Origin of the sequence: Streptomyces sp. NBRC 110611, from assembly GCF_001590865.1 — a bacterium.
Lineage (GTDB): Bacteria > Actinomycetota > Actinomycetes > Streptomycetales > Streptomycetaceae > Streptomyces.
The window spans coordinates 12,743-26,145 of the sequence record NZ_BBUY01000024.1 but is presented as its reverse complement, the minus strand read 5'-3'; the positions used below and the strand labels follow the sequence as shown (position 1 = coordinate 26,145).

Annotated in this window: 13 protein-coding genes; 11 read left to right on the top strand and 2 right to left on the bottom strand. The window is 72.0% G+C overall.

Annotated elements, in window-relative coordinates; genetic code table 11:
- The first annotated feature begins 184 nt into the window (after window positions 1-184).
- The 5 genes from AZE13_RS30190 (at window position 185) to AZE13_RS30170 (ending at window position 5,978) form a co-directional block, all read left to right on the top strand.
- The gene (locus AZE13_RS30190; protein WP_066939054.1) at window positions 185-1,063 is read left to right on the top strand and encodes a DUF4429 domain-containing protein; all 879 of its coding nucleotides are present in this window, start codon (window positions 185-187) and stop codon (window positions 1,061-1,063) included.
- Window positions 1,064-1,166: 103 nt separating this feature from the next.
- A complete protein-coding gene (locus tag AZE13_RS30185; RefSeq protein ID WP_066939051.1) occupies window positions 1,167-2,567 on the top strand; it encodes a sensor histidine kinase in 1,401 nt (466 codons plus the stop codon).
- The gene (locus tag AZE13_RS30180) at window positions 2,564-3,244 is read left to right on the top strand and encodes a response regulator (protein WP_066939048.1); all 681 of its coding nucleotides are present in this window, start codon (window positions 2,564-2,566) and stop codon (window positions 3,242-3,244) included. Before AZE13_RS30185 ends, AZE13_RS30180 begins: the two co-directional genes overlap by 4 nt.
- Before the next feature lie 213 nt (window positions 3,245-3,457).
- Window positions 3,458-4,624: an alpha/beta hydrolase gene (locus AZE13_RS30175; RefSeq protein ID WP_066939046.1), complete on the top strand. Its 1,167-nt coding sequence runs from the start codon at window positions 3,458-3,460 to the stop codon at window positions 4,622-4,624.
- Between the two features lie 115 nt (window positions 4,625-4,739).
- Window positions 4,740-5,978, top strand: coding sequence for an acyltransferase family protein (locus AZE13_RS30170; protein WP_066939043.1), 1,239 nt, complete (start codon window positions 4,740-4,742; stop codon window positions 5,976-5,978).
- A 29-nt stretch (window positions 5,979-6,007) separates the two neighbouring features.
- On the opposite strand, the gene AZE13_RS30165 is transcribed toward AZE13_RS30170, so the two are convergent.
- Complete coding sequence (locus tag AZE13_RS30165) at window positions 6,008-6,490, bottom strand: MerR family transcriptional regulator (protein ID WP_079124526.1); 483 nt, start codon at window positions 6,488-6,490, stop codon at window positions 6,008-6,010.
- Window positions 6,491-6,671: 181 nt separating this feature from the next.
- Between AZE13_RS30165 and AZE13_RS30160 the strand changes: the two genes are divergently transcribed.
- On the top strand, window positions 6,672-7,493 hold the full coding sequence (locus AZE13_RS30160; RefSeq protein WP_066939040.1) for a serine hydrolase domain-containing protein: 822 nt from the start codon (window positions 6,672-6,674) through the stop codon (window positions 7,491-7,493).
- A gap of 92 nt (window positions 7,494-7,585) precedes the next feature.
- Here the strand turns inward: AZE13_RS30160 and AZE13_RS30155 are convergent, their stop codons facing one another.
- A complete protein-coding gene (locus tag AZE13_RS30155; protein ID WP_066939037.1) occupies window positions 7,586-8,278 on the bottom strand; it encodes a pirin family protein in 693 nt (230 codons plus the stop codon).
- Window positions 8,279-8,336: 58 nt separating this feature from the next.
- Here AZE13_RS30155 and AZE13_RS30150 point away from each other — a divergent pair, with 58 nt between their 5' ends.
- The 5 genes from AZE13_RS30150 to AZE13_RS30130 all read left to right on the top strand — a co-directional run bounded on the left by AZE13_RS30150 (window position 8,337) and on the right by AZE13_RS30130 (window position 13,328).
- The gene (locus AZE13_RS30150) at window positions 8,337-9,521 is read left to right on the top strand and encodes a PucR family transcriptional regulator (protein ID WP_066939034.1); all 1,185 of its coding nucleotides are present in this window, start codon (window positions 8,337-8,339) and stop codon (window positions 9,519-9,521) included.
- An 89-nt stretch (window positions 9,522-9,610) separates the two neighbouring features.
- On the top strand, window positions 9,611-10,576 hold the full coding sequence (locus AZE13_RS30145; protein ID WP_066939031.1) for an ACP S-malonyltransferase: 966 nt from the start codon (window positions 9,611-9,613) through the stop codon (window positions 10,574-10,576).
- Window positions 10,577-10,589: 13 nt separating this feature from the next.
- The gene (locus tag AZE13_RS30140) at window positions 10,590-11,636 is read left to right on the top strand and encodes a ketoacyl-ACP synthase III (protein WP_066939027.1); all 1,047 of its coding nucleotides are present in this window, start codon (window positions 10,590-10,592) and stop codon (window positions 11,634-11,636) included.
- A gap of 106 nt (window positions 11,637-11,742) precedes the next feature.
- On the top strand, window positions 11,743-11,991 hold the full coding sequence (locus AZE13_RS30135) for an acyl carrier protein (protein ID WP_066939024.1): 249 nt from the start codon (window positions 11,743-11,745) through the stop codon (window positions 11,989-11,991).
- Between the two features lie 77 nt (window positions 11,992-12,068).
- The gene (locus AZE13_RS30130) at window positions 12,069-13,328 is read left to right on the top strand and encodes a beta-ketoacyl-[acyl-carrier-protein] synthase family protein (protein WP_066939021.1); all 1,260 of its coding nucleotides are present in this window, start codon (window positions 12,069-12,071) and stop codon (window positions 13,326-13,328) included.
- Window positions 13,329-13,403: the final 75 nt, after the last annotated feature.

The window sequence follows — 13,403 nt, the reverse complement described above, 5'->3', positions numbered from 1 at the left end:
GGGGACGGGCGATACCTGCGAGAACCGCTTTCCGCGGCGCGGACGTCAACGGGACTGGGGCGAGTGCCGGACGTGCCGTCGGCCGTCCGAAGGGCACGCCGCGCGACGTGCGGGGTTCCGACAGGTTCCTTCCAGATGTCCGGAAGGGGGACGGGCGGGCGACCGCCCGCATACGATGAGCCACATGGGTGATGTACTGGCCGGTTTTCACGCCGTCTGGGAGTTCGACACGGACTCCGTGCTCATCCGCTTCGAACGGGGGATCCGCAGGCCGAAGCTGTTCCAGGCGCTCGGCGAGCGACGCATTCCGTACGAAGCGTTGGCATCGGTCGAGGTGACCGAGGGCAGACGCGGCACGGTGGCGCTGCGCGCCGTGCCCCGGCCGGGCGCCGATCCGCTGATGGAAGTGGCGAACGGCCAGCTCAAGGACGACGCCGACCCCTACCGGCTGGTGCTGCCGGCCGAGCGCGGAACGCTGGCCGAGTACTACGCCGACGAACTGCGCACCACACTCGGCCCGGCGGCGAAGGAGCCCGCCGAGCGCCATCTGGTGGCCGCGCCGGACCCGCCGCTGCACTTCAAGGCGTACGACGGCAAAGCATCCTTCGACGGCAGTTCGGTCGCCTTCCGCTGGTTCTGGACAGGCGCGTCGTCCGCGAAGTGGAAGCGCGGTGACCAGACCTTCACCGTCGGTGCGCTGGCCGGGGTCGAGTGGCGCTCGCCGGAGATCTTCAACGGGTATCTGCGGCTGCTGGAGCGCGAGGCCCCGGGGCCGGCGGCCGGTGAGGCGGACCAGGACCCGGCCGCCGTGGTGTTCGGACTGGGCTACGGCCCGGTCCATGAGTCGCTGCCGTTCGCGGCCTCGGTGCTACAGGCCGTCCGCGCCGCGGAGGGCGAGGAGCCGGCGCGGGACGAGCCGGTGCGCCGCCGGGCCGGCGAGCCCCGCCGGGACCCGGCGGACATCGCGGACCGGATACGGCATCTGGGCGAGCTGCACGACGCGGGGCTGGTGACGGACGACGAGTTCAGCACGAAGAAGGCGGAACTCCTGGCGGAGCTCTGACGGGCGCGCCGCGCCGCTCGGGGACTCATACCGTGGTACGAGGCGTGGTCCCGCACCCCGGTATGACGCCTCGCCGACGGGCTCCGCTTACATTGGCTTCGCGATGAACGGATCACCTCCCACCCCCGCAGAGGCCCCGCCCGAACCGGCCGCCGGCCACGGGCGCGGCTCGGCCCGCGCCCGGGTACTGCGCGCCGCGCGCCAGGCACTGCGCGTCCTCGCCGTCGAGCTCGGCACCCCGACCGAGCCCGGCACGCCCCTCTTCGCCGGCGTCCAAAGCCGCTGGCTCCGCCTCCTGCCGTACCTGGTCGCGTTCGTCTTCACGCTCGTCCTGCTGCCGGCGACCATCACCCTCCTCGGCAACGAATACCGCATGAGCGGTGCGCTGGCCGGTGTGCTGGGCACCGCGCAGACCGCGCCGCTGCTGCTCGCGGTGACCCGTCCGCTGCAGGCCTGGTGGATCATCTTCGCCGCGGACGTGGTCGGTGCCGTGGCGCTCCTCGGCAACGACGGCGTGATAGGGCGGGCCTGGCCCTGGACGCCCACGGCGGTCGTCGGCTACCTCGTGCTGATGCTGGCGCTGTCCCTCCGGGAACGCCGCCGCGCCCTGACCGCCGTCTGGCTGACGACCGGCGCGGCGGGCATCCTCCTGGAGACGGCCGCCCCCCGCAGCGTCCAGAGCACCTGGGTGGTGATGTTCGTCCTGGCCGGTGTGGTGCTGCTGATGGGCGCCACACTGCGGGAACGGGGCGACGCCCAGCGGAAGCTGCGCGAGCAGGAGACCATCAGCGAGGCCGAGCGGGCCCACCGTACGCTGCTGGAGGAGCGCACCCGGATCGCCCGTGAGCTGCACGATGTCGTCGCCCATCACATGTCGGTGATCACTGTCCAGGCGGACAGCGCGCCCTACCGGATCAGCGGGATCCCCCAGGAGGCCGTGGAGGAGTTCGGGTCCATCGCGTCGGCCGCGCGGGAGTCGCTGGCGGAGATGCGGCGGCTGCTCGGGGTGCTGCGCAGCGAGGAGACGGAGCGGCACGGCGGTCCGGAGAAGGCCCCGCAGCCCGGGATCCAGATGCTGCCGAAGCTGGTCGAGAGCACGGTACGGGCCGGTGTGCCGGTCGAGTTGGCGCTGCCCGAGGAGCAGGTGGTGCTGGAACCGGCCGTGGATCTGTCCGCGTACCGCATCGTCCAGGAGGCGCTTGCCAACGTGGTGCGGCATGCCCCGGGCGCGCGGACCAGAGTGTCCGTGATGACGTCGATGGACGGCTCGCGGCTGACGGTACTGGTCGTCAACTCCGCGCCGCCCGCGCCGTCCGAGCCTCTGGAGACCACCGGAACCGGCCATGGTCTGATCGGTATGCGGGAGCGGGTGCGCCTGGTGGACGGCTCGCTCGACACCGGGCCGCTGCCCGACGGCGGCTTCCGCGTCGCCGCGTTGCTGCCCCTCGCCCCACCGCCCTCGTCCGCCTCCCCTCTCTCCCCGAAGGACTCCGACCCGCTATGACCACGCGCGTGATCATCGTCGACGACCAGGCCATGGTGCGTGCGGGGTTCGCCGCGCTGCTCGCCGCACAGAGCGATATCGATGTGGTGGGCGACGCGCCGGACGGAGTGCAGGGTGTGGCACTGAGCCGGCGCACACACCCCGACGTGGTGCTGATGGACGTCCGGATGCCGGAGATGGACGGGTTGGAGGCGGCCCGGCAGCTGCTCGACCCGCCGGCCGGTGTCACCCACCGGCCGAAGGTCCTGATGCTGACCACTTTCGATGTCGACGACTACGTCTACGAGGCGCTGCGTGCGGGCGCCTCCGGATTCCTGCTCAAGGACGCGCCGCCGGCCGATCTGATCTCCGCGGTCCGCGTGGTGGCGGCCGGGGAGGCGCTGCTCGCACCGTCCGTGACCCGGCGGCTGATCGCGGACTTCGCCCGTCGGCGGCCGACCCCCCGCAAGGACCGGACCTCGCTACGGCTGAACGACCTCACCCCGCGGGAGACCGAGGTCCTGGAGCTGATCGCCCGCGGGCTGTCCAACCAGGAGATCGCCGACGCACTGATCGTCGCGGAGCAGACCGTGAAGACCCATATCGGCCGGGTACTCGCCAAGCTGGGACTGCGGGACCGGGCCCAGGCCGTGATCTTCGCGTACGAGTCGGGGCTCGTATCGCCCGGGGAGCGGTAGGACATGCCGTACACGCCGGCCACGCCGGCCACGCCCTGACGACCTCCCCTACCTGGCCGCTTCCCCCGCCCCTCGTCCCCTCCTGGGCCGAGGGGCGGGCCGCACCCCCTACCCCGGTATCACCCCGGAGTTGGCTCCGGGGTGTGACGCAGCGTCATCCACCTTCTCCCTACGTTTCCCTCCGCCACACCAACGGGAGAGGGAGACACCACCATGTCCGTGCTGCGTACCGCCGTCCGTCGCAGCAGGCGCACACTCGTCGGCGCCGCGCTCGCGGCGGCTCTCGTCGCCGGGACCGGCGGCTGGGCCGCCGGGACCACGCAGACCGCCGTCACCGGCCCCGCGCCCGGTGCCGCCGCCTGGCGCGCCGACCAGTCACTCGGCGTGCGGCTGCCCGACCCCGCGACCACACGCCCGGCCGATGTCGCCCGCTTCTTCGCCTCGCTGACCGACGCCCAGCGGCACTCTCTCGCCGTCCGGCATCCGCTCACCGTGGGAAACCTCGACGGCGCGCCGGTCACCCTGCGGTACGAGGCCAACTCCCGTGCGATCACCGCGGAACGGGACCGTCAGCTGGCCCGCGCCACCGACCCGGCCGGCACCCCGGAGGACCACCGCAGGGCCCGGACGGCCGCCGACCGCTGCACCGCACTGCTCACCCCCGGCCGCCAGATCCTCGCCTTCGACCCGCGCGGCCGAGGCCAAGTGGCCGAGGTCCACGGTGACCTGACAACCGCACAGCGCACCGCGGTGATCGTCCCCGGCTCGGACATCGACCTGGCCTCGTTCGACCGCACCACGGACCGGTACGGCACACCGGCCGGGATGGCCGGGTCACTGCGTACCCAGCTGGCAGCCGACGCACCGGGGACCCGTACCGCGGTCATCGCCTGGGCCGGGTACACCACTCCGGTCGGTCTCGGTCCGGACGCCGCCACCGGCCGGCTCGCCGAGGCCGGTGCGCCACGGCTGGTCCGCCTGCTGACGGGGCTGACGGCCGTCGGCGCGCCGGCGCCCGCCGTGCTGTGCCACAGCTACGGCTCGGTGGTCTGCGGGCTGGCGGTACCGCAACTGGACCGCGGCGCCCTCGCCGACCTGGTGGTCTTCGGTTCCCCCGGTATACGCCGGGACAGCGTGGCGGACCTGCACACCACGGCGCGGGTCTGGGCGGCCCGCGACGCGTCCGACTGGATCGGCAACATCCCGAACGTCGAACTGCTGGGCCTGGGCCACGGCACGGATCCGACCGACCCCGCCTTCGGCGCCCGCCGGGTGTCCGCCGAGCGGGCCGAGGGCCACACCGGCTACCTCGCCCCCGGTACGGACTCCCTGCGGAACTTCGCGGCCATCGTGCTGGGCCGCTACGGCGACGTGCGCTGACACCGACCTTCCGGCCGGCCCCCGACGCCCCGACGCCCCGCATCCGCCGGTGCCGCGAAATCCGCCTGTTCATCCACTGGTTCATCCGCCGGTTCCACGAACTCAAGGACGCCTCATGGACACCGCACTCCTCGCGCCGCTCAGAGACGCGGCCCGGAAGACGGTCCGCACCCTCGACAACCGCACCCCCGCGGACCGCGACCGGGCGATCGACGGGCTGCGCGCCTTGGCCCTGCTCGCCGTGCCCACCGGTCACTGGCTGATCGGCGGCTTCACCCTCGACACCGACGGCGCACTGCACAACGCCAGCCTGCTGACCTCCTTCGGCCGTCTCTCGCCCGCCAGTTGGGTGTTCCAGATGCTCGGCATCTTCTTTCTGGTGGGCGGCTACGCGTCGGTGCTGTCCTACCGGCGCGCCCTCGCACGGGGCGGTTCCGCCGGCGGCTGGGTGCGCGGCCGACTGGTCCGGCTGGGGCGGCCGGTGCTCGGCGTGACGGCTGTATGGGCGGTGCTGCTCCCCCTGCTGCACGGCCTGGGGGTGCCGGAGGCGACGCTGCGGACCGGGGCGACGCTGGTGATCCAGCCACTGTGGTTCGTCGGGGTGTACGCGGGTGTCACCGCGCTCACGCCGTACTGCGTCCGTGCGGCACGGTGGATGGGCGCCTGGGCCGCGGCACCGCTGCTGGCGGTCGTGGCGGTGGTGGACTCGCTGCGTTACGGCCCGTTCGCGGACGCCATGCCCTCCTGGCTGAGCCTGCTGAACCTGCTCCCCGGTTGGATGTTCGGGTATCAGCTCGGGGTCTCCTGGGGCGAGCGGCGGCTCGGCCGACGCGCGGCCTGGGTGCTGCTGCTCGGCGGCGCCGCGCTGTTCGCGGCGCTGCTGGTGTTCTTCCACTACCCGACGAGCATGGTCGGCGTCCCCGGCCAGGACCGTACGAACTCCCATCCGCCGTCGCTACTGGTGCCGGCGCTGGCCGCGGCGCAGTCCGGCGCCGCGATCCTGCTCCACGACCGGCTCGCGCGGATCCTGCGCCGGCCCGGGCTGTGGGCGCCGGTCGTGATCATCAACCTGTCGGCGATGACGATCCTGTGCTGGCACCAGACGGCGATGCTGGCGGTGGCCGTGCCGGCCTCGTTCCTGGAGCCGGTGGCCGGGCTGACCGCCGCACCGGTCACGCTCGGCTGGCTCGCGGCCCGGCTCGCCTGGCTGCCGCTGTTCGCCGCCGCACTCGTCCTGATCAGCCGCACCGCGCGCCGCTTCGAGGCGCCCTGGACCGGGGTCCCCCGGGCCCGGCGAGCACTCGCGGCCGTCCTGGCCGCCTGCTTCGCCCTCTTCGCACTGGGGCTGGCGTGAGTCCGGTCGCCCTGGAGGGGCGCCGGCGATCAGAACCTCTCGGACTCCCGGCGGGCGTCGGCGTAGATCCCGATCTTGTGGTCGAGGACGTCCAGCGTGGTCCGGAGCTCGGCCATGCGCTGCCGCACGTCCTCGCGGTGCGCGGTCAGCAGCTGCTCACGCTCGGCGAAGGTGGTCTCCCCCTGCCGCACCAGTTCGGCGTAGCGGACCATGTCCGCGACCGGCATTCCGGTCAGCCGCAGCTTGGTGACCAGGCCCAGCCAGTCCAGATCGCGGTTGGTGAAACGGCGCTGCCCGGTGTGCGTACGGTCCACATGGGGCATCAGGCCTATCCGCTCGTACCAGCGCAGGGTGTGCGCGCTGAGGCCGGTGTACTCCGCGACCTCGCTGATGGTGTAGCGGTCACGGCCGGCCGGGCGTGGATGCGTGGGCGCGACGCCGCAGTGGTCCACCGGCGGTTCACCGGCCATGGCCACGCCGCTCGTCACCGGTTCGTACTGCGTCACCGTCATGCCCCGTCTCCCCTGCTACGCCGGTTCTCTCCCGGCCCTTGCGTCAGCTGTCCCTCGGCTGTACCCCTGCCGTCCCTCGACGTCGTCAACGCTAGAGACTTCGAGCGCACTCCAAGCAAGCGGCGATCACGCGCAGACTTGACCGAATCTTGGGAAAGTCCAGGACGGTTAGGCTCGGGGCATGCAGAGCCTCCGGATGATCGAGAACTGGCCGGTGCCCACCGCCGCGGCCGCCGTCATACGCGCCGACGGGGTGGTGGCCGGGTCCTACGGGCCCCTGGACCACCGGTTCCCGCTGGCGTCGGTGACCAAGCCGCTGGCCGCGTATGCCGCACTGCTGGCCATCGAGGAAGGGGCGATCGAGCTGGACGAGCCGGCCGGGCCCGAAGGGTCCACGGTGCGCCATCTCCTCGCGCACACCTCGGGGCTGGCCTTCGACGAGCAGCGGACGATGGCCGCACCGGGCACCCGCCGGCTCTACTCCAACGCCGGGTTCGAGGCGCTGGGCGACCATATCGCCAAGGCGACCGACATCCCCTTCCCGCGCTATCTGCACGAGGCGGTGCTGGCACCACTCGGGATGCACGCCACCGAACTGCCCGGTTCGCCCGCGAAGGACGGCATCTCCACGGTCGCCGACCTGATCCGCTTCGCGGCCGAGCTGCAGGCGCCGCGGCTGCTCGCACCCCAGACGCTGGCGGCGGCGACCCAGGTGGTCTTCCCCGGTCTGACGGGTGTGCTGCCCGGCTACGGCCACCAGAAGCCCAACGACTGGGGGCTCGGCTTCGAGATCCGCGACGGCAAGTCGCCGCACTGGACGGGCTCCGGTTCCTCGCCCCGTACCTTCGGGCACTTCGGGCAGTCCGGGACGTTCCTGTGGGTGGACCCCGACGCCCGGGCGGCCTGTGTGGCACTGACCGACCGGGACTTCGGGCCGTGGGCGATCGAGGCCTGGCCGAAGCTGACGGACGCGGTGCTGGACGAGCTGGCACGCTCGGCCTGAACGGGCTGAACAGCCCGGACGCGCTGAACGGCCCGGACAGACGGAACGGCCCGAACGGCCTGGGCAAGCAGCCGGCTCACTCAGCAGTCGGCTCACTCAGGAGCCGGACCCGGTCCCGGCTCCGGGCCCATCTCCCACACCAGGCACTCCGACGCCGCCGCCAGCCCCGTCAGTTCCAGGCCCTGCCCGTCGGCGATCCGCGCCGCGTCGCCCGCCTCCAGGCGCGCGTCACCGAGCCGTACCGCACCGCGCACCACCTGCACGTAGGCGCGTGCGGCGGCCGGGACGGCGGTGCGGTCGCCGGCGGCCGGGCGACGTACATGGAGCAGAGCGCCGGCCGCCGGGACCGCGTACGGGGTGCCGTCGGCGATCTGGCGCACCACCTCGTACGACGGCTCACCACCGAGGTGGCACGAGCGGGGCGCCAGCCACATCTGGACGAAGCGCAGCGGCGCGGAGCCCGCGTTGCGCTCCACATGCCGTACACCGCCGGCCGAACTGAGCCGCTGGAGATCGCCGGGGCGTACCGTGGTCTCGTGGCCGGCCGTGTCGCGGTGGGTCAGTTCGCCCTCGATCACCCAGGTCACGATCTCGGTGTCGCGGTGCGGATGCTCGTCGAAGCCGGCGCCGGCCGCCAGCCGCTCCTCGTTGCAGGCGATCAGCGCACCGAAGCGCAGATTGTCCGGGTCGAAGTGGGGCCCGAAGGAGAATGTGTGCAGTGACTCGATCCCGACGTCCGGATCGCCGCCCCGATAGCGCTCCTCGCCCCTGCGCACCTGAATCATGGGCCCACGGTAGCCCCCGCCCCCTGACCTCCCCGCCCCGATAGTGCAGGCTTGTCCCGTGTCTGAACCCTCATCGCGCGACGCGCACCCGCACTCCGCGACTCTCCGGCGCCTGGAGAACTCGTCCGGCAAGCTGGCCGCCGCGGCCATCGCCCGTATGGACGCCACGCTGCCGTGGTACCGCGCGATGCCGCCGGAGAACCGTTCCTGGATCGGCCTGGTGGCGCAGGCGGGCATCGCCGCCTTCACCGAGTGGTTCCGGCATCCGGAGACCCCGCAGGCGATCAGTACCGATGTCTTCGGCACCGCGCCGCGCGAGCTGACCCGGGCGATCACCCTGCGCCAGACCGTGGAGATGGTCCGTACGACCATCGAGGTCATGGAGGCGGCGATCGACGACGTGGCCGCCCCGGGCGATGAGTCGGTACTGCGCGAGGCGCTGCTGGTCTATGCGCGCGAGATCGCCTTCGCCACCGCCCAGGTGTACGCGCAGGCCGCCGAGGCGCGCGGGGCATGGGACGCCCGGCTGGAGTCGCTGGTGGTCAACGCGGTGCTGTCCGGGGAGGCGGACGAGGGCGCGGTCTCCCGCGCCGCGGCGCTGGGCTGGAACTCGCCGGAACATGTGTGTGTCGTGCTCGGCACCGCGCCGGACGGGGACAGCGAGCTGACCGTGGAGGCGATCCGGCGGGCCTCCCGGCACGCCAAGCTCCAGGTGCTGACCGGTGTGCTGGGCTCCCGCCTGGTGGTGATCGCGGGCGGTTCGGACAATCCGCTCAAGGCGGCGAAGGCGCTGATCGGCCCGTTCGCCGCCGGTCCCGTGGTGGCCGGCCCGGTCGTCTCCGATCTGCTGGCGGCGACCCGCTCCGCGCAGGCCGCGGCGGCCGGGCTGCGGGCGTGTGCCGCCTGGCCGGACGCCCCCCGGCCGGTGCTCGCGGACGATCTGCTGCCGGAGCGCGCGATGGCCTCGGACCCGGTCGCGCGGGAGCAGCTGGTGGAGGAGATCTACAGACCGCTGGAGGAGGCCGGATCGGCGCTCCTGGAGACCCTGAGCGTCTATCTGGAACAGGCGAGCAGTCTGGAGGGCGCCGCCCGGATGCTGTTCGTCCACCCCAACACCGTGCGCTATCGGCTCCGTCGTGTGACTGACGTCACCGGATGGTCACCGTCCGATGTGCGCTCGGCGTTTACGCTGCGTATCGCGCTGATTCTGGGGCGCCTGGCTGCTGGAGACGCCCAACCCTAGACTTTTGTTGGAGACCGACAATTCCCCCGATGGTTCTTCGTCCCTGTCCCCACGGGCGGGCGGAACCACCCACAAGAGAGAGTGTGAGGGTGCTCGTACTCGTCGCTCCCGGCCAAGGCGCTCAGACGCCCGGCTTCCTGACCCCCTGGCTCGACCTCCCCGGTGTCGAGGACCGGCTCCGCGCCTGGTCGGACGCCATCGACCTGGACCTCGTCCACTACGGCACGAAGGCGACGGAGGAGGAGATCCGCGACACCGCGGTGGCCCAGCCGCTGCTGGTGGCGTCCGCGCTGATCTCCAGCCGTCAGCTGTTCGCGACGGACGCCGACGTCGCCGCGCAGGTCGGCGCCACGGCCGGCCACAGCGTCGGTGAGCTGGCCGCCGCCGCACTGGCCGGCACCCTCTCCGACGAGGCCGCGATGCGGCTGGTGCGCCGCCGTGGCCTGGCGATGGCCGAGGCCGCCGCGGTCAGCGAGACCGGTATGGCCGCGCTGCTGGGCGGCGACGCGGACGTCGTCCTCCCGCACCTGGAGCGGCTGGGCCTGACCCCGGCGAACGTCAACGGCGCCGGCCAGATCGTCGCCGCGGGCACCGCCGAGCAGATCGCCGCGCTGGTCGAGGACAAGCCGGAGGGCACGCGCCGGGTCGTACCGCTGAAGGTGGCGGGCGCGTTCCATACTCACCACATGGCACCCGCCGTCTCGGCCCTGGAATCCGCGACCACCCAGCTGTCGGTCGCCGATCCGCACACCCGTTACGTCTCCAACAAGGACGGTCAGCTGGTCTCCTCCGGGCAGGAACTGGTGCGTCGGCTGGTCGGCCAGGTGGCCAACCCGGTGCGCTGGGACCTGTGCATGGAGACCTTCAAGGAGCTCGGCGTCACCGCGCTCGTCGAGGCCACCCCGGGCGGCACGCTCACCGGCCTGGCCAAGCGCGCACTGCCCGGCGTGAAGACGCTCCCCCTCAAGACGCCGGACGACCTCGACGCGGCCCGCGCCCTGATCGCCGAGACGGCGTCAGCCGATGCCGCTGCGGGCTCCGCACCGGCCGAATAGGAGTCGCAAGCGCATGACCTCGAAGATCAAGCCCTCGCAGGGCGCCCCGTACGCGCGGATCATGGGCGTCGGCGGCTACCGCCCGACCCGTGTGGTGCCCAACGAGGAGATCCTCAAGCACATCGACTCGTCCGACGAGTGGATCCGTTCGCGGTCCGGCATCGCGACCCGTCACTGGGCGGGCCCCGAGGAGACCGTCGCGACGATGGCGATCGAGGCGTCCGGCAAGGCGATCGCGGACGCCGGGATCACGCCCGAGCAGATCGGCGCGGTGATCGTCTCCACCGTCTCGCACTTCAAGCAGACCCCGGCCATCGCGACCGAGATCGCGCACCGCATCGGTGCCGGCAAGCCGGCCGCGTTCGACATCTCGGCGGGCTGCGCCGGCTTCGGCTACGGACTGACCCTGGCCAAGGGCCTGGTGACCGAGGGCAGCGCGGAGCACGTCCTGGTCATCGGCGTCGAGCGGCTCTCGGACCTGACCGACCTGGAGGACCGTGCGACGGCCTTCCTCTTCGGCGACGGTGCCGGCGCGGTGATCGTCGGCCCGGCCAAGGAGCCGGCGATCGGCCCGACCGTGTGGGGCTCGGAGGGCGACAAGTCCGAGACGATCATGCAGACCCTCGGCTGGGACGTCTACCGCCCCACCCCGCTCCCCGGAGGCGACGGCCCCGAAAGCCGCCCGGCTCAGGAGGAGATCCGGTACCCCGCCATTACCCAGGAGGGCCAGGCGGTCTTCCGGTGGGCGGTGTTCGAGATGGCGAAGGTCGCCCAGCAGGCGCTGGACGTGGCCGGAGTCAGCCCGGACGACCTGGACGTCTTCATTCCGCACCAGGCCAACATGCGGATCATCGACTCGATGGTGAAGACTCTGAAGCTGCCGGAGAGCGTGACGGTCGCCCGCGATGTGGAGACCACCGGCAACACCTCGGCCGCCTCCATTCCGCTCGCCATGGAGCGGCTGTTGGCGACCGGACGGGCCAAGAGCGGCGACACCGCGCTGGTCATCGGCTTCGGGGCGGGTCTCGTCTACGCCGCGACGGTCGTTACCCTCCCCTAGGGCAAGATCTACGCAGCACCGGACGTCTTCGGACGTGCCAGCCACCGCACGGATCCTCATCCCAAGTAACGCAGTTCCCCCTAGAAAAGACCGAAGGAGCGCCATCATGGCCGCCACGAAGGAAGAGATCATCGCCGGTCTCGCCGAGATCGTGAACGAGATCGCCGGGATCCCCACCGAGGACGTCCAGGAGGGCAAGTCCTTCACCGACGACCTGGACGTCGACTCGCTGTCCATGGTCGAGGTCGTCGTCGCCGCTGAAGAGCGCTTCAGCGTGAAGATCCCGGACGACGACGTCAAGAACCTCAAGACCGTCGGGGACGCGACCAAGTACATCCTCGACCACCAGAGCTGATCCAGCTCCTGCGCATGTCGCCACCCCGCGGTGGCGCCGTCGATTCAGACCCCTCTACCCGTGGAGTAAGAATTCCCGTGAACGCGACCAATCGCACCGTGGTCGTCACCGGTATCGGCGCAACCACACCGCTGGGTGGCGACAGCGCTTCGACCTGGGAGGCCCTGCTCGCCGGACGCTCCGGTGTCAGCGCCCTCACCCAGGACTGGGCTGCCGAGCTGCCTGTCCGTATCGCCGCCCAGGCGGCCGTCGACCCGACAGAGGTCCTGCCCCGTCCGCTGGCCCGCAAGCTGGACCGCTCGGCGCAGTTCGCGCTGCTCGCGGCCCGTGAGGCGTGGGCGGATGCCGGCTTCACCGCCAAGGCCGGCGAGGACCCCACCGTGGTTCCCGAGCGTCTGGGCGCGGTCATCGCCTCCGGTATCGGCGGTGTGACGACCCTGCTCAGCCAGTACGACAACCTGCGGGAGAAGGGCGCCCGCCGGGTCTCCCCGCACACCGTGCCCATGCTGATGCCCAACAGCCCGTCCGCGAATGTGGGCCTGGAGCTCTGCGCCCGCGCCGGTGTGCACACCCCGGTCAGCGCCTGCGCCTCCGGTTCCGAGGCCATCGGCTACGCGATCGAGATGATCCGCAGCGGCCGGGCGGACGTGGTGGTCGCCGGTGGTACGGAGGCGGCGATCCACCCGCTGCCGATCGCCGCGTTCGGCAACATGATGGCGATGACGAAGAACAACGACGACCCGCAGGGTGCCTCGCGGCCCTTCGACGTCGACCGCAACGGCTTCGTCCTCGGTGAGGGCGCCGGCGTCGTCGTCCTGGAGTCGGCCGAGCACGCCGCCAAGCGCGGTGCGAAGGTCTACGCCGAGGCCATCGGCCAGGGCCTGTCCTCCGACAGCCACGACATCGTCGCCCCCGAGCCTTCCGGTATCGCGCACGCGCTGCAGAACCTCCTGGACGGCACCGGCCTGAAGGCCTCCGACATCGTGCACGTCAACGCGCACGCCACCTCCACGCCGCAGGGCGACCTGGCCGAGCTGAAGGCGCTGCGCAAGGTCTTCGGCGACGACGTCAACCACATGGCGATCTCCGCCACGAAGTCCATGACCGGCCATCTGCTGGGCGGTGCGGGCGGTATCGAGACGGTGGCCACGGTCCTGGCGCTGCACCACCGTGTCGCCCCGCCGACGATCAACGTCGAGAACCTCGACCCGGAGGTGGACGCGGACATCGTCCGCGACGAGCCCCGCAAGCTGCCGGCCGAGGGCACAATCGCCGCGCTGAACGACTCGTTCGGCTTCGGCGGCCACAACGTCGTGCTCGCCTTCCGTACGGTCTGACATCTGCGCCGAGGGCCCGTCCGGTGTTCGTCACCGGGCGGGCCCTCGTGCTGTCCTGGGACGGGTGGCCCGTCC

Excerpts from the sequence above, each read along its gene's own strand:
- AZE13_RS30170 (WP_066939043.1), top strand. The coding sequence starts at position 4,740 with ATGGACACCGCACTCCTCGCGCCGCTCAGAGACGCGGCCCGGAAGACG.
- AZE13_RS30185 (WP_066939051.1), top strand. The coding sequence starts at position 1,167 with ATGAACGGATCACCTCCCACCCCCGCAGAGGCCCCGCCCGAACCGGCC.
- AZE13_RS30160 (WP_066939040.1), top strand. The coding sequence starts at position 6,672 with ATGCAGAGCCTCCGGATGATCGAGAACTGGCCGGTGCCCACCGCCGCG.
- AZE13_RS30180 (WP_066939048.1), top strand. The coding sequence starts at position 2,564 with ATGACCACGCGCGTGATCATCGTCGACGACCAGGCCATGGTGCGTGCG.
- AZE13_RS30155 (WP_066939037.1), bottom strand. The coding sequence starts at position 8,278 with ATGATTCAGGTGCGCAGGGGCGAGGAGCGCTATCGGGGCGGCGATCCG.
- AZE13_RS30165 (WP_079124526.1), bottom strand. The coding sequence starts at position 6,490 with ATGACGGTGACGCAGTACGAACCGGTGACGAGCGGCGTGGCCATGGCC.
- AZE13_RS30190 (WP_066939054.1), top strand. The coding sequence starts at position 185 with ATGGGTGATGTACTGGCCGGTTTTCACGCCGTCTGGGAGTTCGACACG.
- AZE13_RS30140 (WP_066939027.1), top strand. The coding sequence starts at position 10,590 with ATGACCTCGAAGATCAAGCCCTCGCAGGGCGCCCCGTACGCGCGGATC.
- AZE13_RS30175 (WP_066939046.1), top strand. The coding sequence starts at position 3,458 with ATGTCCGTGCTGCGTACCGCCGTCCGTCGCAGCAGGCGCACACTCGTC.
- AZE13_RS30135 (WP_066939024.1), top strand. The coding sequence starts at position 11,743 with ATGGCCGCCACGAAGGAAGAGATCATCGCCGGTCTCGCCGAGATCGTG.